At 40.9% G+C, this 23,714-nt stretch carries 17 protein-coding genes and 2 pseudogenes; 8 read left to right on the top strand and 11 right to left on the bottom strand.

The genetic code is table 11. The features are described 5' to 3' along the window. Positions 1 to 193 precede the first annotated feature (193 nt). Positions 194 to 1,396 (top strand): FprA family A-type flavoprotein, encoded by a 1,203-nt coding sequence (locus tag ABIN22_RS03160; protein WP_109729353.1) that lies wholly within the window; start codon positions 194 to 196, stop codon positions 1,394 to 1,396. Between the two features lie 118 nt (positions 1,397 to 1,514). On the opposite strand, the gene ABIN22_RS03155 is transcribed toward ABIN22_RS03160, so the two are convergent. The 10 genes from ABIN22_RS03155 to ABIN22_RS03110 form a co-directional block, all read right to left on the bottom strand. After that, a complete protein-coding gene (locus ABIN22_RS03155) occupies positions 1,515 to 4,046 on the bottom strand; it encodes a YfhO family protein (protein ID WP_346906519.1) in 2,532 nt (843 codons plus the stop codon). Positions 4,047 to 4,151: 105 nt separating this feature from the next. Beyond that, positions 4,152 to 5,258, bottom strand: coding sequence for a DUF3048 domain-containing protein (locus tag ABIN22_RS03150; RefSeq protein WP_346906517.1), 1,107 nt, complete (start codon positions 5,256 to 5,258; stop codon positions 4,152 to 4,154). A gap of 90 nt (positions 5,259 to 5,348) precedes the next feature. Then, complete coding sequence (locus tag ABIN22_RS03145; RefSeq protein ID WP_118621357.1) at positions 5,349 to 6,302, bottom strand: glycosyltransferase family 2 protein; 954 nt, start codon at positions 6,300 to 6,302, stop codon at positions 5,349 to 5,351. Between the two features lie 54 nt (positions 6,303 to 6,356). Further along, a complete protein-coding gene (locus ABIN22_RS03140) occupies positions 6,357 to 7,811 on the bottom strand; it encodes a flippase (RefSeq protein ID WP_346906515.1) in 1,455 nt (484 codons plus the stop codon). A gap of 2 nt (positions 7,812 to 7,813) precedes the next feature. Beyond that, entirely contained in the window at positions 7,814 to 8,821 is a 1,008-nt protein-coding gene (locus ABIN22_RS03135; RefSeq protein WP_346906513.1) for a glycosyltransferase family 2 protein, read from the bottom strand. A 50-nt stretch (positions 8,822 to 8,871) separates the two neighbouring features. Further along, complete coding sequence (locus tag ABIN22_RS03130) at positions 8,872 to 9,876, bottom strand: glycosyltransferase family 2 protein (protein ID WP_346906511.1); 1,005 nt, start codon at positions 9,874 to 9,876, stop codon at positions 8,872 to 8,874. Positions 9,877 to 9,886: 10 nt separating this feature from the next. Continuing rightward, positions 9,887 to 10,993 (bottom strand): glycosyltransferase, encoded by a 1,107-nt coding sequence (locus ABIN22_RS03125; RefSeq protein WP_346906509.1) that lies wholly within the window; start codon positions 10,991 to 10,993, stop codon positions 9,887 to 9,889. Then, complete coding sequence (locus tag ABIN22_RS03120) at positions 10,993 to 12,429, bottom strand: O-antigen ligase family protein (RefSeq protein ID WP_346906507.1); 1,437 nt, start codon at positions 12,427 to 12,429, stop codon at positions 10,993 to 10,995. Before ABIN22_RS03120 ends, ABIN22_RS03125 begins: the two co-directional genes overlap by 1 nt. Positions 12,430 to 13,082: 653 nt before the next feature. Then, positions 13,083 to 15,410 (bottom strand): type I phosphomannose isomerase catalytic subunit, encoded by a 2,328-nt coding sequence (locus ABIN22_RS03115; protein WP_346906505.1) that lies wholly within the window; start codon positions 15,408 to 15,410, stop codon positions 13,083 to 13,085. Between the two features lie 2 nt (positions 15,411 to 15,412). Beyond that, positions 15,413 to 17,143 carry a phospho-sugar mutase gene (locus ABIN22_RS03110; RefSeq protein WP_346906503.1) on the bottom strand — a complete coding sequence of 577 codons (1,731 nt, stop codon included), beginning with the start codon at positions 17,141 to 17,143 and terminating at the stop codon, positions 15,413 to 15,415. Between the two features lie 273 nt (positions 17,144 to 17,416). On the opposite strand from ABIN22_RS03110, the gene ABIN22_RS03105 reads away from it, so the two are divergent. From ABIN22_RS03105 to ABIN22_RS03075, 7 genes and pseudogenes are all read left to right on the top strand, one after another. Further along, positions 17,417 to 18,490 carry a mannose-1-phosphate guanylyltransferase gene (locus ABIN22_RS03105; RefSeq protein ID WP_346906501.1) on the top strand — a complete coding sequence of 358 codons (1,074 nt, stop codon included), beginning with the start codon at positions 17,417 to 17,419 and terminating at the stop codon, positions 18,488 to 18,490. 245 nt (positions 18,491 to 18,735) lie between these two features. After that, positions 18,736 to 19,152, top strand: coding sequence for an IS66 family insertion sequence element accessory protein TnpA (gene tnpA / locus ABIN22_RS03100; protein ID WP_346906499.1), 417 nt, complete (start codon positions 18,736 to 18,738; stop codon positions 19,150 to 19,152). Further along, complete coding sequence (tnpB, locus tag ABIN22_RS03095; protein WP_346906497.1) at positions 19,146 to 19,460, top strand: IS66 family insertion sequence element accessory protein TnpB; 315 nt, start codon at positions 19,146 to 19,148, stop codon at positions 19,458 to 19,460. The genes tnpA and tnpB (ABIN22_RS03095) overlap by 7 nt, the downstream gene beginning before the upstream one ends. Positions 19,461 to 19,576: 116 nt before the next feature. Continuing rightward, positions 19,577 to 19,942: an IS66 family insertion sequence element accessory protein TnpB gene (locus ABIN22_RS03090; protein ID WP_346906495.1), complete on the top strand. Its 366-nt coding sequence runs from the start codon at positions 19,577 to 19,579 to the stop codon at positions 19,940 to 19,942. Further along, positions 19,932 to 20,294: an IS66 family insertion sequence element accessory protein TnpB gene (gene tnpB / locus ABIN22_RS03085; RefSeq protein ID WP_346906493.1), complete on the top strand. Its 363-nt coding sequence runs from the start codon at positions 19,932 to 19,934 to the stop codon at positions 20,292 to 20,294. The genes ABIN22_RS03090 and tnpB (ABIN22_RS03085) overlap by 11 nt, the downstream gene beginning before the upstream one ends. Before the next feature lie 292 nt (positions 20,295 to 20,586). Then, positions 20,587 to 22,194 (top strand): annotated as a pseudogene (gene tnpC, locus ABIN22_RS03080) (IS66 family transposase). Between the two features lie 61 nt (positions 22,195 to 22,255). Continuing rightward, positions 22,256 to 22,399, top strand: a pseudogene (locus ABIN22_RS03075) (transposase); the annotation flags it as partial. 175 nt (positions 22,400 to 22,574) lie between these two features. On the opposite strand, the gene ABIN22_RS03070 reads toward ABIN22_RS03075, so the two are convergent. Continuing rightward, the gene (locus ABIN22_RS03070; protein ID WP_346906491.1) at positions 22,575 to 23,711 is read right to left on the bottom strand and encodes a glycosyltransferase; all 1,137 of its coding nucleotides are present in this window, start codon (positions 23,709 to 23,711) and stop codon (positions 22,575 to 22,577) included. Positions 23,712 to 23,714 lie beyond the last annotated feature (3 nt).

Here is a 23,714-nt window from a genome sequence, read left to right as displayed (position 1 = left end):
GCTTCCACAAAAAAACTTGCAAAATAATGTATGAAAATAGATACTTAACTTGCGTATTCCTGTTTTTATGGTAAAATATTCACGTAATAAGATTTCACACCCTGTGCACCGGCAGTGCAAATACCGCCCTGACTGTCCCGACCATCCGGCAGCCACTGCACAGTAAGCATAAGAATAACAAGGAGGAACGCATATGTACTATTTTAGAAAAGTAACAGATGATTTATATTGGGTTGGTGGCAATGACCGGCGTCTGGAGTTATTTGAGAATCTTTTTCCAATTCCAAACGGTGTATCATACAATTCTTACCTGCTGATGGATGAAAAGACCGTGCTTTTTGATACCGTGGATACATCTATCGGAAGACAGTTTCTGGAGAATATCGAGGCTGTACTGGACGGCAGGTCACTTGATTACCTGGTAATCAACCACATGGAACCGGATCACTGCTCTCTCATTGATGAGCTTGTGATACGCCACCCGGATATGAAGATCATCGGCAATGCCAAGACATTCCCTATGATCGGCCAGTTTTATGATCTGGATCTGGAAGGGAAGACGGTCACGGTCAAGGAGGGGGAGACCTTCTCCAGTGGAAAGCATACCCTGCACTTCGTGATGGCCCCTATGGTACACTGGCCGGAAGTCATGATGACTTACGACGAGACTGACAAAGTACTCTTCTCCGCCGATGCATTCGGAACCTTTGGTGCAATGAACGGGACAATCTTCAATGATGAGATTGATTTTGACCGCGACTGGCTGGATGATGCCCGCCGTTATTACACCAATATCGTTGGAAAGTACGGCGTACAGGTACAAAATGTCCTGAAAAAAGCATCTGCCCTCGATATACAGTACATTTGCCCTCTACACGGTCCTGTCTGGAGAAGCAATCTTGCCTACCTGCTTGAAAAATACAATACATGGAGCACCTACAAACCGGAAATGCAGGGCGTTATGATCGCCTATGCATCCATGTACGGCAATACAGAGAATGCGGTAAATGTTCTGGCTGTCAAGCTTGCTGACGCAGGTGTCAAAGAGATTAAAATGCACGATATTTCCAGAACACATGTATCTCAGCTGATCTCCGATAGTTTCAAATACAGCCATCTGGTACTTGCGGCTCCAACATATAACGGCGGCATTTATCCGGTCATGGCGAATTATCTCGACGATATGAAGGCACTGAGTGTACAGGGACGTACAGTTGCAGTGCTCGGCAATGGAAGCTGGGCCCCAATGTCTGCGAAGCAGATGGAGGCTAAGATCAGCGAGATGAAGAACATGACTCTTTTGACCGATAATTTTGCAGTAAAGTCCGCACTGAAGGGTACACAGATGTCAGAGCTTGATGCTCTGGTTGAAAAACTTGTGGAGAGTATACTGTAATTCTAGAAAAGAAAAGTAAAGAAGATAATAAAAAGTCTGGCCTCCAAAACTGCCAGACTTTTTATATACTTCGTCAACTATTGATATTGTTTTTGCTTCGAATTATATAGCAAAACGCTCACTCCTGCTTTTTTCTCCTGTCAAACCACACCAGTCCCAGAAACAGCAGAACCCCAGCTATCGTAAGCAGAATTCCCGTTTTTACCCCCGGCACATGGTATTTCAGTTCGATTTCATTCGCCCCTTCTGTTACCGGTACCGCCATCAGGGCATTGGCCGCTTGTTTTATTTCGACCTCTTCCCCGTTTACACGGGCAGTCCACCCGTCATCGTACGGGATTGTCAGAAGCATGATGCCGGCCTCATCTGCGGTATAGTTTCCTTTTACATGGCCGTCATCGAAAATCTCTGTCGTCATTTCTTTACTCTTTAATTCACGTATCACATCCTCAAACAAGGACTGGTCCAGATAATAGAAATAAGAGGTCGCATCCTGCTCTGTCCCGCTGTAACGGTCCAGTGTAATTGTATGTTCCTCATTCCCATTTCCTGCATTAAATATCTTGTAACTAAGCCATGTAGAATAATCGCAGCGGTACTCCCCGTCAATAGAGAGTGCCAGATCCTGCATCTCTGTGTCAATATATCCATACAGAAGATCCCCTGTCCCGGCCGATGGGATATGGAAATTCAGAGACTGGTCTGTCAGGCTGGTCTCCGGCTCTATTTTCTTATAGAGATCCACTTTTCTTCCGAGAATATTGGAAAACAATTCGTTCTGGTATATAAACGGATCTTCCGATTCCACCTTGTCATACACGGACCCGGCCGCCAGCATTCCTGCCCCCAGCACATACGGGTTCCGGTATACTGCTTTCTGATTTGCATCCGGAATAGAGGATACTTTTTCATAACCCGCCACGTTCTCCGCAGACAGCAGGTATTTTACACCGAACAATGAATCGGCAGGCAGCACGGATTCTGACACAATACTCAGGTCCCGTTCTGTCGAGTATCCGATATCCAGAAGCATATCACCGACCGCTGAATCATAGGTAGAAGAATAATGATTCAGTCCCCGGTATCCATAAACCATTGCCTCATTCAAATATGCAGAGCAGCGGTTTGGCTCAAGATAACGCTTCTGAAGTGTATCCATCCTGTAAAAGACGGAATCTTCGCTCTCCTGTACTGAGCGTATCTGTGCCTCTGACTGATTTACATAGTCCTGATACGCCTCATTCTCCGGATTCCACTGATAGTTGATCTGGAAGGTAATTGCACCGTTGATCACAAATTCCACGGCTAAAACAACCGGTAACAGGTACCTGACCCACTTCTGGTATGCAGCCAGAAGGAAAAGCAGGCAGTATATTGCCAGAAAAACAAATGTAACTTTCAGATATCCCTGTCCATACACATTGTAGAAATAAAATCCGATAAAAAGCAGAAGCAATCCCCCATAAATCGCGGACATCTTCTTCATCTCCCGCCCTTCCGCGAATTCAGCTGCACCTCTGGCAGCCAGATAGATCAGAAGGAATACGGCAACGAAGCTGAACCTGTAGCGATAGCTCCCTGCATACCGGAAACCGCTCCACACACATTCTAACGGGATAAACCAACAGCTCACCAGCATGAAAATCACTGCAATACCTGATAACAGTTTTTCCTTACCGGGTATCCTGCCCGATATAAAATAGTACAGAACCAGTCCCAACGTAGGCAGGCCGCAATACAAGGAAACGGTCGGCACGACACTGCCCAGTGCAAAGCCTCTGAATATGTCTAAAAAGGATCCATTGACAGCCGGTGCAAAGATTGACAGACTGAACACTTCTTTCCCATTCTGCAGCCCTTTTACGATCGGATAGAAAATAAAACAGCTCCCCAGAACACCACTCAGCATTACAAGGCCGGCCCGTACGGTATCTGCAATAACCTTTTTCCATTCGCCTTTCTCTCCCGTTTCCGGCATGGACAAGATTCTCTCATAGAGGAAATAGCATCCTGCAAAAATCCCCGTCATATAGCCTGTATACCAGTTGATCGCAATGCTGAGCAGGACTGTGATAAAAAGGCCGGTCTTTTTCTTATCCGTAACAAACCGGTATACATTCCATAAAAGAAGTGGCAGTAAGATCACTCCGTCGAGCCACATAATATTGGAAGACTGTATCATGACATACTGCATCAGCCCATAGGACACAGACAAGAGTATCCGAATCCTTAAGGACAGCACCGGGAAACGTCTTGACAGGAAGAAGTCCATCGTAATTCCGGCAAGTCCGAGTTTCACCGTGTTCAGGATAAACAGGAAAAGGGGAATCAAAGCTTTCGGGAAGAAAACAACAAACAAATTGAGTGGGCAGCCCAGATAATACCCGAAAAGCGCCATAAGAGAGCCACCCATTGATTTTGAAAAGGAATAACCGAGATGTGCCTTCCCAAGAAGGACGTCCTGATAAAATGCAAAATAATCGACATATTGAATGTCCTGATCCCACAACATATTAGATTTCGTCCCAAAAGGATAGATGCCGCTCACTGCATGTATGATCATAAACAAGCCCGTGATGCATATAAAGATAATTCCCATCACTGCAAGATTCTTTTTTCTGTTTTCATGTAGTTCCCTATTCTTCAACATGGATGATTAAACTCCTATTCCTTTTTATATCTTTCTCTCCACACAGGAAAAACTCTGTATAATGAAATACGGCTGAGGAAAACCCAGCCGCATTTCTTTCAATTCCTACTGGAACTGACTCTGTCCGGGATAGTTTACTGCTATATAGCTTTTCCCGCGGTTTACTTTTATTTCATTCCCATTCATATCCACAAGGTGCAAATCGGACCTTTCATTATTAGCATCCTTGTACCAGTGTATTTTCTGGACAGCCCCGTTTGATACATAGTATCCGGTATAATTATTTCCGCCATTCCAGTTCAGCTGCTTATGTCCGATATCGTCTCTCACAGAAATATCTGTCTCCAGTACGAACACATTTGTGAATGCCAGCTGTGTCTGGGTGCTTTCGTCCATCTGGGGATTGCCGTTGATCTGTTTCAGATACGTCTTAGATGCCTCATCATATGTCAGTGTTGCTGATGCCGCTCCGAAATCAATGCTGACTGTCTTACAGTCAGAACCTTCCGGCTTAAGCTGTTCATTTACCCCGTTGAAATTGAATGCAGTACCCTTCTTATCGTCTGCCAGATCTGTTCTTCTTCCCTCGGACTGTACCACTTCTGCAAACCTTGTACCGTCAAAATATCCGGTGTGCTCCAGAGAATAGCCCTTATTCAGCCTGTCCTGATCACGCCCAAACAATCCTCCGGCATTATTAATCCCGTCATACTGGTCCAGATTCAATGCCTCCAGATAGTCAGCAATGCTGTCATCAATTCCCCAGTTTACATAGAATGCGTCATAAGTTTCTGAAAACGCCGGGAAATAATAGCGGCAGCTTCTGATCGCACAAATCTTCGGAACGGTTGTATAGTCCCCGTAGACTGCCATTAAACGTGTCACATCACCTTCCACCGGAATCTCATAGATAATGTCAGCCTTTCCGATTCCATACTGCGGGAGCGCGTCCTGCACATTGTTAACCATGACTGCTACAGGTCTTTTGCCGATTGCCCCATCAGTCAGGTCGCCAAGCCCTGTCAGAAGATTCTGATTCGCTGGTGCTTCTTCCGGCTCTTTAGTCTCAACCGGTTCTGTTTTCTTCGGTTCTTCTGTTTTTTCTTTCTTCGTTTCTTCTTTTGGCGCTTCTGTTTTTTTCTTACATCCTGCCATACTGAAAATCATCAGCATAACCAGAAGGACAACGCCTGCTCTTTTTAACCTCTTCATATTCATACCCCCTTGGTAAAATATTGAAATATTTCTAATTAAGTATGCTGCCTCTTACATTTTAGCAGATACACCATGAAATGCAACCCGTTAATCTTCCTTTGCTTCTTCCAGATTGCTCTCCCTGCATAAGTATATCGGCCTGTTCTTCGTTTCCAGATAGGTCTTGGACAAATACATACCCAGAATACCCATACAGAGCAGCTGTATCCCTCCCAGCAACAGTATAATACAGGTCATTGACGGCCATCCTGCCACTGGATCCCCAAAGCAGAGTGTCTTTACCAGTATAATAACCATGAACAGAAACGCCACTGCACAAAACACGATGCCAAGTACTGATGCCATCGCAAGAGGTGCCGTGGAAAATCCGATGATCCCCTCCATACTGTAACGGAAAAGCTTGAAAAAGGACCATTTCGTCTCTCCCGCCCTGCGCTCTACATTCTCGAACTCAATCCATTTCGTTTTATATCCGACCCAGCCGAAAATGCCTTTTGAAAAGCGGTTATATTCACTCATTTCAAGAATCGCATTCTTAAACTTCCGGTTCATTAGACGGTAATCCCTCGCCCCATCCATGATCTCCGCAGAAGAAATCTTATTCATCAGTCCATAGAACCTGCGTGCAAAGAACGACCTTATCGGCGGTTCTCCCTTTCTCGTTACCCTGCGGGTGGCAGCCGAATCATACCCTTCCTCTGTCACAGCCTTCAGCATCTCCGGCAAAAGCGACGGGGGATCCTGAAGATCTGCATCCATCAGCGCAACATAGTCGCCGTCAGAATTTTTCAGGCCGGCATAGATAGCAGCCTCCTTCCCAAAATTTCTGGAAAAAGAAAGATATTTCACCCTCTCATCTTTCTTCGCCAGATCTTTCACGATTTTCAATGTATTGTCCTTCGAACCGTCATCTATAAAAAGAACTTCCATTTCATATGTTTCAAGCTGGGTACATATCTTCTGAAACTCCTCGTAGAAATACGGGAGCACTTCCTCTTCATTATAGCAGGGAACAATCAACGTTACTTTTTCTCTCTTCATCTCACTCTTCCTTAGTCTGTAAATAAAGTTTCTCTATCTCTTCTTTAAACAGGGCTATTTTCTTTTCAAGACAGCCCTGACTCCCATATCTGCAATCTCCGTGACAAGCGGGTCCTTCATAGCCAGCAGTAGACCGCCGTAACTCCCGAAAAATAAGAATGCAGCAATCAGCATGGTTACGAACGGTCCCAGATCCGTGGAAGTCTTAAGCAGTACAGACAGGATACTCGCAGCAGCCAGCGCGAAAGCTACCTTTCCAACCCTGACATCTGTCAGCAGTCCCTTAAGCATATCTTTCAGGTACACACACTGAATTATAAGTACCACAAGCTCTGCCATAACCGTTGCAAACGCCGCCCCCGCAGATGCAAAGTGGGGAATTAGGAAAAGATTCAGCACAAAATCCACAACTGCCCCTGCCACGACAGATATCAGCACCTTATCCTCCCTGCCCATCGGCGTCAGAATCTGGATTCCGGTAATATTAGACAATCCGATCAGCAGTACAGTAAGCATCAGCAGCTGCATGGGAAACGTGGCTGGCAAAAATGGTTCTTTCGACAGGATCAGTATCGATTCCCTCGCAAAAATTATAAAGAACACTATGAGTGCACTTCCGGCAGTCACGACAAATCTAACCGCTTTCACGACCGTTTTCCGGAATGCTTCCATCTCCCCCTTTTCGATATAGAAAGATAATCTTGGCAGAAGCACCGTTCCCAAAGAGGTTACCACATTTACCAGTACGGTTTTTACCTTAATAGCTGCATTGTAGTATCCTACATCTGTATCTGTCTTCATAAAGCCAAGCATTACCATGTCCAGATTCAAATAGATACTCGCTGCGGCGGACATAAAGAAAAAAGTCAGTATGGGCCTGATATGGCGTTTGAAATCATAACTAACCGTCTTCTTTAGGGAAACAAACTTCCTCATGTTTATAAAATTCAAAATACCGGACCCATAACTTGCGAAGGCGCTGACTGCACCGTATATAATATAATCTTCCGGCGAATGTACGAATGCAAACATCAGGACGAGGCCCACTACCTTGAACCCAAGCGCACAGAACGTAATGTAAGAATACTGCTCAAGGGCGCTGTAAAGCCATTGAATCCCCATCGTATTTAACACAATGGAAAAACTGACAACAGTCAGCAGGATTCTCTGCTCATTGAATTTCGGGATCACGGCAAGACTCAGGAAAAAAGCCACGTAGATCACCGCTGTCGTAATCCCGTTGATAATCAGCAGTTCCTGTACCGTAGCCGAAAGCTTCTCCCTGTCGTCCCTGACCTTTGCACACGCACGAATCCCATACGTAGGCACCCCCAGAGATGCAAACATTGTAAAGTATGAGACAACAGAAATCGCAAAAGCTACTTTACCGCTCCCGTCAACCAACAGTACCCTGGAAATATACGGGAATGTAATGAGAGGAAAAATGATTGCCGAAACTGTCAGCAGGGCATTCATAATAAAGTTAAACTTTATGGAATGTATCTTCATGTCTAGTCTTCTCCTATGCGGTTGCGTTTCTTACAGAATCTCGCAACCCAGGTATATCCTTTGAAATGCAGTCTTCTAAACATTCGCAGACTGCCGCTTTCCATTCCCGCCCTCTCATAAATATCTGCACTCTTATTCTTGAGTTCTCTATCAAAAGTGATAAACTTTTTCCGGATCTCCATATCATCCACCGGAAAACTCATAAATATTGTGATCTGATCGCCGATCATCTGTGCAGTCCTTTTTCCGATATACTCAACTTTCTCAGGTGAACAACTCTGTTTCATGCTCTCATAAAATTCTGTCAGATGCATGATCACATCGATATGGTTCTGCATATGCCGCTGATACCCCTGAATACTGACGCTCTGCGTCATGACGGCAAGCCGGTACATGTATACGGTCAGGTCCAGATACTGCACGGTCTTTACATAAGGCACCGGGAACAGGATATACTCCACATCCACATAGAAGCAATGTTCATCCAAACGGATATGATTCTCTTTTAATACCGAAGTCCTGATAACGAGTGCGTGCATGCTCATCTGTCTGATTTTACATGCTTCTTCAAAATCCCAGACCTCTCTTCCTGCAAATTCTCTGAACTCTACTGGTGTCAGTTCACCTGTCGTATCGTTCACCTCGTTATAGTTCGTCACCACGTATTCCGCTGTGCATGACTTTAAAGCCTGTACCATCCTGACAAAATCTTCCATATTTACCCAGTCATCTCCGTCAACAACCTTGAAATAGGCGCCGCGCGCTTCCTCAATTCCGCGGTTAATGGTGGAACCATGTCCGCCGTTCTCCTTGGAGATTACGCGGAAAGTCTGTGGATATTTTTCCTCGTATTCCTTCCCGATCTGCGCGGTATTATCCTTTGATCCGTCATCCACAACCAGTACTTCAATATCATCTAAAATCCTCTCATCCAGAAATGAATCCAGTGTCTGGTTCAGATACTTCTCCACGTTATAAGACGGGATCGTAACTGTTAATACTTTCTCCATAGTTTATCTCCTATTTTTTCCTTATCATACTAATCGTTTAGAATCGGAAACTACTGTCCTTTCATACGGTCTTTCGCTTTTCGCATACCGGAAAGCAGATTCATCACCCGGTACATCCTCCGTTTCATAAAAAACAGCAGAATCTTATCCTTTCCGGACAGCTCGCTGATATAAGGATTCTTCATGATATCCGGATATTTTGAGACTACATATTTCCGAAATCTGTCCAGCCACATGCTCTTTGTATCTGCCAGAATAATCTCCTTTGACGGAATAAAATAACAGTGCTGGAAAACCAGATATTCCAGTTCTTTTTTAAATTCCTCTTCCAGATGCTGCCCGTTAAAGTAATCCATCAGGAAATTCATCACATAGGTGCGGTCCTTATAGCTCCTTTCGAAGTTATTGCTCCGCATAATGGAACCCTGCCGCAGCATATAATAGTACTTGGGCGAATCTCCCACATACCCGATCTTTTGGGCTTTTATAATAAATCTCGGAGTTGTCGCCAGATCTTCATAGTGAAGCCCTTCCGGATACCGGATTCCCGATTCATCCCAGAATGCCTTGCTGTATAAGCAGCAGCATGCCGAAGGCGACTTGATCAAAAGTTCCGGATTCGATCTTGCATTCATACACTGATTCTGAGGAAAACCATAGTGGTACCGGTCTCTGCGCCCAGTATCCTCTTCGATGGATTCAAAATCAAAGAACACCATGTCCGCATGCAGTTCTTCTGCACAGCAGACAGCCTTTTCCACCATATCGGGTGATACCGTGTCGTCACCGTCTACAAAAAACAAATATTTCCCGTGAGCCTGCTCTGCCCCCTTGTTTCTTGCATCACTCAGGCCTCCATTTTCCTTATGCAGAACTTTCACTCTGGAATATTTTTCGGCATACTCATCACATATTCCGGCGCTTTTATCCGTCCCGCCGTCATCTACCAGAATAATCTCTGTCTTCGCATAGGTCTGTGCAAGAAGGCTTTCTACGCATCCTTCTATATACTTTTCAATATTATAAACAGGAACAATTATACTGGCTAACTCCATAACATACTCCTTATTGATATAATAAATATTTCTGCTGCTTTTTCAGCTGTTCCAGACTATAGTCAGATCCCTCACCGATACGGACTGCTTCTCTGTCCTGTTCCTGCCTGTGAGACAGAATGAAGGAAGCCCACTCCTCCGGACTCTTTTTCAGGGATAAAAACCAGCAGTGACCAGTTATTTTTGCCTCATCTGTAATCGTATCACTCATCAGGCAGGGCAGTCCTGCACACTGGGCCTCCACACCGACAGTCGGAAGTCCCTCAAAATTAGAAGGGAGAACAAAAAAATCCATTCCCTGAAACAGCCTGTCAGCATCCTTTCGAAATCCCAGAAGCTTTACACTGTCTTCCAGCCCCTTTTTCCTTACAGTCTCTTTTACCTGCTCAAACCGGACCCCCGTGCCTACAAGCAGAAGTATAGCTTCGGGGCACCTTTTTTTCAGTGCTTCAAAAACGTCAATTAAAAAGAAGTGATTCTTCTGATAAACGAAGTTTCCCACATGGCCCACAACAAACTGGTCAGTTATCCTCAATTCACCGCGTATCTCTTCTCTTATTTCCACATTGTGTTGAAATCTCCCCGTATCCACTGCATTAAAGATCACAGAAAAATCTGGAGACTCCACAATTTTTGCCGGGAACATCCACACCCCGGCCTTTTTGGAACATCCATAATATTCAGTTGCCGTCCTATACAGGGTCAGACGGCAAATATAATGGATGATGTCAAATATTTTACGTTTCAGCACGCTTTCAATGTCATTCCCACTTGAATGGCTGTGCAGAAGGATACGTTTCACGTGCATCTTCTTCGCGGCCCATGCCGCCGCACAGTCAATCGCAGTGGATATGTTCAGATATACAATATCATATCTTCCCTGTTCTATAATCTTACAGACCTGTCTGTACTGTTTCACCGGATGCTTTAAACTGGCTATTGCAAAAATTCTTGATTTCCGCTCTCTTAGATAACTTTCCAACTCCGGGTCGATTTCATTCGTGAGAAAGTCAATTCCCACATCATCCCCCCGCACATTTTCAAGAAAGTTCAGAAGGTATTTATCAATTCCACCGCTCCTGCCATCCATGATAAAGCCTGCCAATACTCTTTTCATCACTGCTTCTCCATGTTTTCCTGTATCTGTACAAAACTGCCGCCTTCCTTAACTGTATAATGCATCAGATATCCCAGGAAGGTCCAAAGTGCAAAGCTTCCCGGTGAATTCGTATACAGTCCGTCTAATAAAAATAACATTGATATTGCTGCTATTATAACGCATGCACTCAGTACGGCAATATAGTTCCTGTCTTCCGCCTTAACAAAGCGCTGCCCGCGCCACCAGCGTATCAGTACCAGAATCATGAATGCAGCGTAAATTACAAATCCTACGATCCCCTGATAAGCAAGGATGTTCAGATAAGTATTGTGAAGGCTCACGTACTCACCCTGCGGATTATTAATCAGATAGCTGTCCGGCAGTCTGTCTTTCACAAATGGAAGAAACGAATTGTATCCGGTTCCCAGAACCGGCTTCGTCTTCCACACTTCCAGTCCCCCCGTCCAGAGTGCTATCCTGCCGCTGCTGAAATCATCCTTTACCCCCTGTTTCCTGCTCTTATCATGTCTAGTCTGCTGGTCATTCAACGTTTGCTTTGGTTTCCCTGCCGCGTTCTTTTTCAATTTGATATCCATCTGCTTCTGCACCTGCGTGCTGACCTCTGACTTCAGGTAAGACGCACCCCCCAGAAATGCAGCTGCGAACACTGCCATTACAACAAGACTAATGCAGACCCCTTTAATTTTACTCTTTTTCATAACAGCCGAATAAATAAACCAGAACCCCACTGCCGCGATCAAACAAACTTCCGCTGTCCGGGAATCACTAAAGACCAAATAACCGCAGTTTAATACTATCATGATGATGTATAAGATTTTCTTTAAAAGCCCTTTCTTTTCCAGTAAAAAATATAGACACATCAAAATAGCAGCTGTGCTCAATACACCGCCGTAATTTGGATCTGTATAAACTCCCCAGAGACGCTCCCATCTGAATCCCGCAAACATGGTCTCACCATCTCCTGTAAACCATGCCTTGTAGTAAAGAGTCTTCATCATAATAAGTCCCGCTGCCGCGGAAAGCGCACCATATATCATGATAATATGGGCCACAACAGTAAATTCTTTTTTATATGCCTGCACAGACCTTGAACTATCACAGGCGTAAAGCAGGAAGAACAACATTCCCGTCCATATCAGCCACTTCAGATCCGACGCCGCCTGCCCGTAAGACCGGTTCACGATTATGGACAGAAGAAAACTAGCGCAGAATAAACCTAGCACAATCCAGCCCGGTGTCTTTATATAGTCCCTGAAAAAAATCAGCCTTCCCAACAAAGTCAGCATTCCAAGAACCAGAGAAAGCTTCACAAGCAATGGCTGTATCGGAGATGAATACAAAAATACATTAAAAGTAGCTAGTCCCAGTAGTAAATATGTGATTTTAAAGCTCCACTCCAGTATACGAACGTAATCCTTTTTAATAAGTCTCAATAATCCTTAAACCCCTTTTCTTTGCATCTGGATCATCCCATGAATCATCCTGCTAATTTTTATCCCCCTTGTTTTCTCTCTATGCTATCTTATACTTTTTTCATCCTAAAATCAAGTTTTTGACAGAAATCCAGATTCGACCTGAATTTTCATTTTACGTATATAGAAGTCCACCATGATGGAAGAAGATGATAGTATTCTGTTGTTAGAGATGGCTGTCGCCACCAATCTAGGGATGAAAAATTAAATGTATTAAATATTGATGTGAATGTCGTTAATATCAACAAAGTCAATATTAAAATTCTTTTTTCCACTTTGTACATCCCCATTCAATTTTTTCACTCTTTAAATATATCGTAAATCATAATTTATTCATACCACTTTTGGACCATTGATCTGTACTGACATGATAGGTGATTTTATACGTGATCTTATGTTCCTTTAAAAAACTTTTAGTTTTATGAATCATTACTCATGAATTAAAAGACTAATCCAGTAATAGTCCTCCCCATAAGTTGATACTATCATATCCCTGAGATGTCCAATAAATTGAGGTTCAACTTTTTCAACATAATATGTCTATTATCTCAAATCTGTAGTATGATATCCACGCATTTACTATGAGCGTTTACGAAGAAAACAAATGTTATTTCTTAAACTGTTGTTATAATTAGCTCACAATTTCCATGCACATATAATTTTTGTTTACCGGCACATAAAAAGAAATTGTCTCCTATTTGAAATGCATATTTATTTTCCCCATATACAATGTCTCCGCTACCTCTCAAAACGGTAATTGTCCGAAATGATGATTCGTCATTCATAACCTCTAGATAACCTGACACTGTATATTTAACACATTGAAAATATTTGCATTCTCCTATCAGTTCAATTTCTGAATCCATAACAAATGACGCTGGTAATTTAGTATTCCTGAAATTTTTCCATTTTTTTAAGTTTGCAACATCTAATGCCTGTTTTATATGCAACTGTCTATAATTCCCATATTCATCTTTCCGACCATAATCATAGAGCCTATATGTAACATCTGAATTTTGTTGGATTTCACAAACTAAAATTCCAGCTCCTATCGCATGTATTGTTCCTGCTTCGATAAAAAATGTATCTCCTTTCTTTACCGGTATCTTATTTAGGATATCCAAAATTGTGCCTTCTTTTAGTGCTTTCTTCAACTGTTCCTTTAAAATATCTTCTTTTAATCCGCAATATAGATAGGAATTTTCATCGCATTCTACAACATGCCACATTTCATTTTTCCCATACTGTTCCTCTACCCGCAAAGCATATTCATCTTCAGGGTGTACCTGAACCGAAAGATTTTGTTTTGCATCAATAAACTTGATCATTAATGGAAATTTATCGAACGCCTGACATTTCCATCCCCATTCTTCTTTACCTATAATATCAAGATACTCGCTAAACAGCAGGCCCTTATTCTGACCTTCTGCAACAGAACTTTGTCCCGAATTATGTGCAGAAATTTCCCAACTCTCAGCAACAATATCATAATCACACTTCTTATGATATTTATCTCTTAGTTTATTTCCTCCCCATAAATAATCTTTAAAACAAGGCTCCATTTTAACTAATAGGTCATGTTGTCTATTCATTATCTTTCTATCGGTTTGAAGCGATATGGTATCCTCTTCTTTAATATCTTCACCGACTGATACCTCTACAATAACCACGTCTTCATTTGTATTATTAGCTATACAATGCACTTTACCTGCCGGAACAAATATGCTGCTGTTAGGCAAATAATCTTTCTTCTCTTCTTCGATAATAACTGTAGCAACGCCTTTGACGATAGACCAATGTTCACTTCTGAAATTATGCTTATGACTATTAAAAGACTTTCCGGCACTCAAAGTTACTTTCTTTACCTTATATCCGTCTCCTCTTGTCAAATTTTCATACTTTCCCCATGCCCGATACCGTACACTACTATTCTCAAAAAAATCATTATATTCCTCAACATGATTTTTTATTACACGTTTTCTTCTGTTAGCCTCAGCCTTTGAAGTTATCAGAATAGCGTCATCGGTATTCACTACTAAGGCATCATCTATGTTATTAACCACTACAAGTTTATTATCTGATTCATTAATAATTTGAGTATTATTACAGTTCTCGAGAACCGTATTTTGTTTAAGTGACTGATTCCAGCTCAATAATGTATCAAAATTCCCAATGTCTCTCCACTTATACTTAGCCTGAACTGCATAAATATTTTTGCTTTGTTCTAAAAAATTATGCTCAATGGACATTATGGGAAACTCTTGAAGCCTAGCAAAGGGTAAATGAATTGTTCTCAATTCTCCTTTTATCCCATCCTGAATCTGCTTACATGATTTAAATAAGATTGGATTTAACTTCTTCATTTCCTGCAAAAAGTTTTTAACAATAAACAGCATATTTCCACCATTCCATAGGAATCCCTGCTTAATATATTGTTCTGCTATATTCTGCTGTGGCTTCTCATGAAACCGGATGACTCTATTCTCTTTTGATAATAGATATCCAAAATTTGTATCAGCCTCTTCCGGCGTAATACCAAATATAACTGCCGAAGCGGCTTTTGTTAAACTCTGTGCGGCTACAATTGCTTCTTTATAATATAAATTATCAATTTGATGATCTGAGGAAACAACATAAATAGTCTCTGAGGGATTACAGCACATACTAACCACCATAATAGATGGTGCTGTTCCCTTTTTTTCACTTTCCAAAAAACATCTATACTTTACCCCTTGAAATATCTGCATCTGACTTTCAACTATAAAGTGATAATCTTCATTTGTAACAATGAGAAATTCCTCACAAAAGGGTAAATTTCTTGCGATGGTTTCTTGAAATAGTGACCGGTTTTCTTTGATATTCATAAACTGCTTAGGATACTTTTCCCGCGACAACGGCCACAAACTATTTCCTTTTCCACCTGCTAATACTAAACATTTCATCTTTAATCCTCTTGTTCCATAATGCTCAATAAGGCTTCTTTCAATTCCTGTATTTTTTTATCTGCTTGCTTAATATCTTTCTCTTTTACCCCCAAGTAAACTTTCACTTTGGGTTCAGTTCCAGAAGGTCTCACACAGCACCATGCATTATTATTTAGTTCATAATAAAGAACATTAGATTGTGGCAGTTCTAATTGTTCTTCGCATTTAGTTTTCAATTCATATCGTACCCGCTGTTGGTAATCTCTGATTGCCAGCACCTCATAATCAGCTAGTTTCGTAGGCGGCATTTCCCTTAAATTCTTTAGAATCTCCTTGATTCTTTCTACACCATCTATTCCCTTTAATGTTATAGATAATAAATCTTCCTTGTAATATCCATACTTTTTATAAATATTCTGCATTTGATCCCATAAGGTCATCCCTTGTTTCTGATAGTATGCAGCTGCCTCACACAAAACCATAGATGCAACTACAGCATCTTTATCTCTGGCATACGTTCCAAGAAGGCATCCGTAACTTTCTTCATAACCAAATAAATATTCATACTTTCCAGACTCCTCAAACCATTTTATCTGTTCCCCAATATACTTAAATCCTGTCAATACTTCTATTAAATGTACCTTATATTCCTCCGCTATTTCATTTGCCATGTCAGATGAGACTATTGTTTTAACCAATGTTCCATTTGCTGGCAACATTCCTTGTTTTTTCTTTTCAGCTAATTGATACTCTGCAATTAACAAGCCTGACATATTTCCAGTAAATGGTATATACTCATTTGTTTCACTGTCTTTTGCATATACACCCAGACGGTCTGCATCAGGATCTGTCGCTAAAATAATATCTGCATCCACTTCTTTAGCCAATTCTAATGCCAATTCAAATGCTCTGTGATCTTCCGGATTAGGATATGGTACTGTACTAAAATTACCATCTGGCAGTTCCTGTTCCTGAACCACAAAAACTTTATGAAAACCAATCTCCTTTAAAATTCTTCTAACCAAGAGATTTCCCGTTCCATGCAGCGGCGTATACACGATCTTTAATTGCTCCGCCATTTCTGATATTGCCTCTGAATTCAAAATCAGCTGTTTGAGTTCCCTTATATACTGAGTATCTATATCATCGCCTATGTAAATCAATAATCCCTCAGCAATTGCTGACTCTTTATCTATCGTTTTCACGCTACTATATTCACTTACAGCATTTACTTCCCTAATAATTTGTTTATCCTTTGGCGAAGTAATTTGAGCCCCGTCCGACCAATACACTTTGTATCCGTTATACTCTGCCGGATTATGACTTGCTGTAATCACTACACCAGCAATACATCCAAGTTGTCTCACTGCAAATGACAATTCCGGCGCAGGTCTTAATGATTCAAATAGATACACCTTTATTTCGTTAGCACATAAACATAATGCTGTTTCTTCTGCAAACTCCTTTGACATAATTCTAGAATCATATGCAATAGCAACTCCTTGTGCTGATCCGTTTTCCTTGATAATAAAATTAGCCAAACCTTGTGTTGCTTTTCTCACCGTGTAAATATTCATCCGATTAGTCCCGGAACCTATGATTCCCCTTAACCCTCCGGTCCCAAAATCTAATTCCTTATAAAAGCGATCTTCTATCTCTTTTTCATCTTGTAAGTTCTGCAACTCTTCTCTTGTTTTTCTATCAAAATATGTATTTTCTGTCCAAATCCTATATCTTTCTTTATACGTCATGGCCTAACCATCCTTTCAACAATTCTGTATAATTTTATCATATTTTCTAACAAACTCCAAGGATTTCTTGTCTTCCTTTCTCAATTATAGTATGATATTGTTATTGTTTATAAATAGACTTGTAAACAATAACTTCCACTCCGCTTTTATAATTCTTCTTGATAATGTATTGACTCACTTGCTGTTTTACATGATCGTGTCTAAGTGTTTAAAGTAGCGGTTTATCAATGAAATAACTGCATTACAATCATCACAAAAATAAGGAGAAAAAGAATGAAAAAAACTGCACTAATAATGGCCGGTGGCAAAGGAGAACGTTTTTGGCCTAAAAGCCGTAAAGCATTGCCCAAACAATTTCTATCACTAACAGACGATGACCAAACAATGATTCAGCTAACTGTAAAAAGAATACTACCGCTAGTTGATATAGAGGATATTTATATCGTTACGAACAAGATCTATAAGGATCTCGTTCAGCAACAATTACCCGGTATTCCCATCTCAAACATTATTTGCGAACCTGCCGCAAGGAACACTGCTCCTTGTATTGGCCTAGGGGCCTTATATATTTCAAAAAAATATGAAGAGGCTATTATGTATGTATTACCATCAGATCATTTAATTAAAAACCCAAAACGTTTTATTGATTCTTTAGATAAGGCGAGTACCATTGCAAATTCAGGCTCTAATCTCGTAACATTAGGAATAACTCCAAATTATCCCGAGACAGGTTATGGGTATATTAAATATAATTCTTCACAAGAATTTATGGGAGGATATTCTGTTGATCAATTTGTTGAAAAACCAAGTGTAGACTTAGCTGAAGAATATCTTGATAAAGGAAATTATTTGTGGAACAGCGGTATGTTTATCTGGAAGATATCATCCATTCTTGATAATATAGCACGGTATATTCCTGATACATATCAAAAATTATTAAAAATCAAAGCTGCACTCGGAAGTGATCAAGAAAATACGGTATTGCATGATACATTTATTGAATGTAAATCAGAATCTATAGATTATGCTATTATGGAACATGCCTCAAATATATATACTATTCCAGAAAATTTTGGATGGGATGATGTCGGCTCATGGTTGGCTTTGGAAAGGCACAATGCAACTGATGTAGATAATAATATAAAGAAAGGATCTATAATTTCTATTGATACACACAATTGTATTATTGAAGGAAGTCAACGGTTAATAGGAACCATTGGTATAGAAAACTTGATAATCGTTGATACTGAAGATTCTTTGTTAATTTGTACCAAAAATGAATGTGGCAAAATAAAAGATTTATTATCTGAGATTAAGAAAAGCCACTATTCTGAAAGTATATTATAATGATTCGGAGCATGTGAAAATTTATCTGTAAATAAAATTTTTAAAGGGTCTTTTATGGTAAAATAAAAAATCATAGGAGGCCTTTATTATGGCAAGAGAAAAGTAACCAGTACACAAAGTGTAAGGCGCTTAAATCTTAGGTAGCTTTACTGTCTACGTTTTTGAACTCATAATGATAGTAAATAGATTTTTACTACACTCCGCCTGATAGGAGATAGAAATTCGATACATTTGGAGGTTTTATTATGAGTTACAAACGTGCTTCAGGGCGCTCTCTGGAAGAATGGATGGATTTGGTAACTAAATGCAGGCAAAGTGGCCTGACAGATGCTGCATGGTGTAATGAACACGGGATATCTCCCAGCTGTTTTTACAATGCAGTTACCCGTCTCCGTAAAAAAGCCTGTCAGATACCGGGTCCAGTTGGAAAAGCCAGCACTCTTGATCTTACATCCCATAAACAGGATGTGGTTCAGATTGCTATAGAACCGGAGTCTTCTCCGGCAGAACGGATTTCAGATAATGGAGGCAGTCCTATGCACCTTGACAATTTACATACGATTGAAATCGAAGCAGACGGATTTCTGATACGAATGAGTAACGAAATCAAACCGGTGCTTCTGAAGATACTCATGGATACGCTAAAGGAGTCATTATGTTAGCGGATATCTCAAGTGTTGATGCAATCTATATCGTTTGCGGAAGAACAGATATGCGCAAGTCCATTGATGGGTTATGTGCGATTATTCAGGAACAGTTTTCGATGGAGATTGACCATGCCCTCTTTCTTTTCTGCGGTCGCAAATGTGACCGGATCAAAGCCATTTTTAAAGAACCGGACGGGATGGTTATGATCTACAAAAGACTGACTGCCCAGAGATCTTACAGATGGCCAGGAAATAAATCCGAAGTCCGGAATCTTACATGGCGGGAGTTCGACTGGCTGATGTCAGGCATCGATATTGAGTAAACGCCAAATAGTAAGTACCTTTTCAAAATCATCATATGTGAGATAATAGACTCATCACTATAAAGTCAAAAAAGTTTAGTACTCAACTTTTTTGACCAGACTACAGGAGGTGAGTCATGAAATCTCATACAAGTTTAGTTGCACAGCAAACTCGTTTGAGTGAATGGGCCGAACTGGTCAGGGATTTCCAAAATCGCCCACAGGGTATGAAAATTGATGAATGGTGCCAGCTGCACGACATGACGAAAGCGAGTTATTACTGGAGACTCCGAAAAGTTCGGGAAGCTTTTCTGGCAGCTGCTGACAACACACCAGATTTTATAGAAGTTCCTTCTTCTCCTATCCAGTCAGAAAATATAGCACCGGATCATAAAACCGTTGCTATGATCAAAGGTAGAAACCACCTCACATTGGAGATCACAGACCAGGCATCTGCTTCCTTTCTTCATACACTTTTGGGAGTGATGATGGATGCTCAATGATGGTACAGGATTCAAAAAAGTATACATAGCCACTGGCTTTACGGATCTTCGCAGAGGAATTGATGGTCTTGCCAGGACCATACGTTTCCAGTTCCATCTCGATCCTTATGATAAACATACATTATTCTTGTTTTGTGGCAGGCGTACTGACCGGATAAAAGGACTCCTCTGGGAAGGCGATGGGTTCCTCCTTCTGTACAAGAGGATTGAAAACGGTAACTTTCGATGGCCGCGCACAAAAGACGAAGCACTGGAGATTACCGCAGACCAGTATCAAATGTTGATGCAGGGATTGGAAATCATTGCCAGGAGTCCGATTGAAGAAGTTCCGGAGCCGGTGTTTTCCATGTGATTTGTGCAAAACAGCGAAAATAAGATCATTTTTATTTCTGTCGATTTATCCTGTGCAATATAAAATTTAAAGTTATTCACATCCTAAAAGTTCCATGTGAGCTTTTACATTTACATGACTCAAAAACTTTTCGGATTGTGGATAACCGTCATAAATATCTGGATTTTCAGCGCTTCTTTTCAGGTATTCATAACGGTTATCCACCATCAAAATGACGAAGGTGACAGAAATCAAAAATGGCGAAAATCTGCCGTTTCTGCTATAATACCACTCAGGAAAGTGAGGTTCGGTTATGGCAGTCAAGTATACGGAAGAACAATTAAATACAGTTGATAAGTCGTTTCTTATCCATCTGCTTTTGTAGCAGCAGGAACAGTTGGAAGCCTTAACAAGGGAACTTCATGCATCGAATGAAAAAATGCAGCTCCTGATGGAACAGGTGATCCTTGGTAAACAGAACCGTTTTGGCAGATCTTCTGAAAAGATGGAGGATACCGGTCAGATCCGTTTTGGCGAAGTGGATGGAAGCATTGTATTTTTTAACGAAGCCGAAGCTGTATCTGATTTTAGTGTATCAGAACCAGAAGACCTGGAACTCAGATCTCCCAGGCAGCCAAAACGCAAAGGAAAGAAAGAAGCGGATCTTTCCGGACTTCCGATCAGGCGGATCGACCACTATCTGTCTGAGACCGAATTGGAAGAAGAATTCGGTGAGAAGGGCTGGAAACAATTACCGGATACGATCTCCAGAAAATATCGTTTCGTGCCAGCCAAGGTGGAAGTGGAAGAACATCACATTGGTGTATACGCCAGCAAAACAGATGAACATATGGTCAAAGCAGACCATCCAAAGTCTTTGCTGCATGGAAGTCTGGTATCCCCATCTTTGGCAGCTGCGATCATCAACGGTAAGTATGTGAATGCAGTACCACTCTATCGATTAGAACAGGAATTCCAGCGCTATGGTCTTCAGATCACAAGACAGCATATGGCAAACTGGTGCATTCGTCTCGGAGAAGAATATTTATCGGTTCTTTATGATCACCTTCATGAAGAATTGTATTCCTGTCATGTGATACAGGCAGATGAAACACCGGTGCTTGTAAACCATGATGGATGGAAAGCAGGTTCCAAAAGCTGGATGTGGGTATATCGTTCCGGACATCTATATCACAACCGCCAGATTGTCTTATATGAATATCAACAGACGAGAAATGCATCCCATCCACGGGAATTCCTGAAAGGGTATGATGGCATCTGTGTGACAGATGGATATCAGGTCTGCCATACTTTAGAAAAGGAGTTGGAAGAACTGACGATTGCCGGGTGCTGGGTTCACTGCCGCCGCAGATTTGATGAAGCTTTGAAACTGATCCACATATCGCATCAAAAGGAATCCGAGGCGTTTCTGCTGATGAAACAGATCCAGGCAATCTACCGGGAAGAAGGGAAGTTGAATGACCTTTCTTCTGATGAACGGCTTAATCAGCGGCAAGCGGTCATAAAACCACTTGTGGATGCGTTTTTTGCGTACCTGAAAAACAGAAAGGATAAATTTGGAGATGCCGTCGGTTATGCTCTGAACCAGGAAAAATATCTTCGGGTATTTCTCACAGATGGAGATGTTCCAATAGATAATAATGCATCCGAAAGGGCGATCCGGGGCTTTTGTATCGGGAAGAAAAACTGGCAGATGATAGGTACCATCAATGGAGCCAAGGCTTCCGCGATCATTTATAGTATTGTAGAAACAGCAAAAGCCAACAATCTGAAGCCCTTTGATTATGTACAGTATCTCTTAGAAGAGATTCCACAACACATGGATGACACCGATTGTGCATTCGTGGAAGATCTTCTTCCATGGTCAGAAAAGCTTCCGGCAGAAATCCGTAAAGCTTAAATATAGGTGGCTGCAGAGCAGCCGCCTAAAAATGTCAAGGTACTTGCTATTTTGCGTTTACGGTGAAAACGAAAGTTCCAAATACTGGCTGGCTGTTTTAAATTGCTTAAAAAATCGAGGCGTAAAGGATATTCTGATCATTTGTGCCGATGGCCTGACCGGTATCAAAGAGGCCATCACTGCTACGTATCCAAAAACGGATATCAGCGCGTAAACGCAAAATAGCAAGTACCTTGACATGCAACGGCATGTACTGTTATAAATAAAACAAGGGCTGAAAGCTCCAATAGGTACTATCAGCCCAATTATTATCATAGAAGATCAGTATTTACAGACTTTTCTTCACACACTCATAATTCGGGATTTTTTTCACAAGCTCTCTAGCTTTCATATAATGTTTCTATTGTTTCCAACATCCTGTCCCAGGAATATTTATAGGCTTCATCTTGTATATGCATTTTAAACTTTTCCGAAGCTTCTTCTTGAAAATACTTAACAATTGCTTGACTAATAGCATTGGGATTATTAGGCTCTACTATATATCCAGTTTTTCCATCTTTTACTACATCAGGAAGCCCCCCAACTGCTGTAACTACTACAGGTTTTTCGAAACCATAAGCAATCTGCACGATTCCACTTTGTGTTGCAGATTCATAAGGAAGTACAACTAAATCACATGCTGCAAAATATTTTTCAACTTCTTTATCTGGAATATACCCATCATATATCTCTAAAGTATCTTCTATTTTTAAACTTTGTATTAAGTCTATATAATCTTGTTTATCATCACCAAAGTCTCCCACCACCAATAGTTTTGCATCCATACCTGTCTCTTTTAGAATTGACATTGCTTTTAGTAAATGCTTTAACCCTTTATATTCTCGAACAAACCCAAAAAATAGCAACACCCTTTCATTCTCATTCAGATTTAGCATCCTCCTTGCCTCTGCTCGTGCCATATTTTTAAACTTAAATGCATTATAAGTCGGATGAACTGTCTGTATGCACTTTGCATCTGGCTTAATCCCCTTTAAATCATCTTTATCCATTCTTGATTGTATTATAAAATAATCGCCTTGCATCAGTACCTTTTTTGTTAAAATTTGATCAAAAGGAAAACGTTCATGTGGAAAAACATTATGGCATAAAAATAAAACCTTTATCTTTCCCAATATTTTGCATAAACTCCAATAGCAAGGTGAAAAATATGGATGCCACCATTGAAAAATCACTAAATCAGGAGCCATTTTCTTAATATCATGCCCGACTTTCATCCAATTAAAAGGATTTGCTGTATTTATAATAAAGTTTGTATTTTCTGTCTTAAAACTATCATTTTGGAAATCCTTTTGCTCTTTTTTGAATAAAATTTTAGGATATTGCATTTTAAATGATAGCATCTTCACCTCATACTTTTTACTCAATGTTTTATACATCATTCCCGTATAATGTGAAATACCACCTTTAAATGGATATACCGGACCAATTATTATTACCTTTTTTAATTCCGTTTTCATCTC

Source organism: Faecalicatena orotica (assembly GCF_905197545.1).
Lineage (GTDB): Bacteria > Bacillota > Clostridia > Lachnospirales > Lachnospiraceae > Faecalicatena_A > Faecalicatena_A orotica.
Note: the sequence above shows the minus strand (reverse complement) of the source record. Positions and strands in the feature narration are given on the sequence as shown.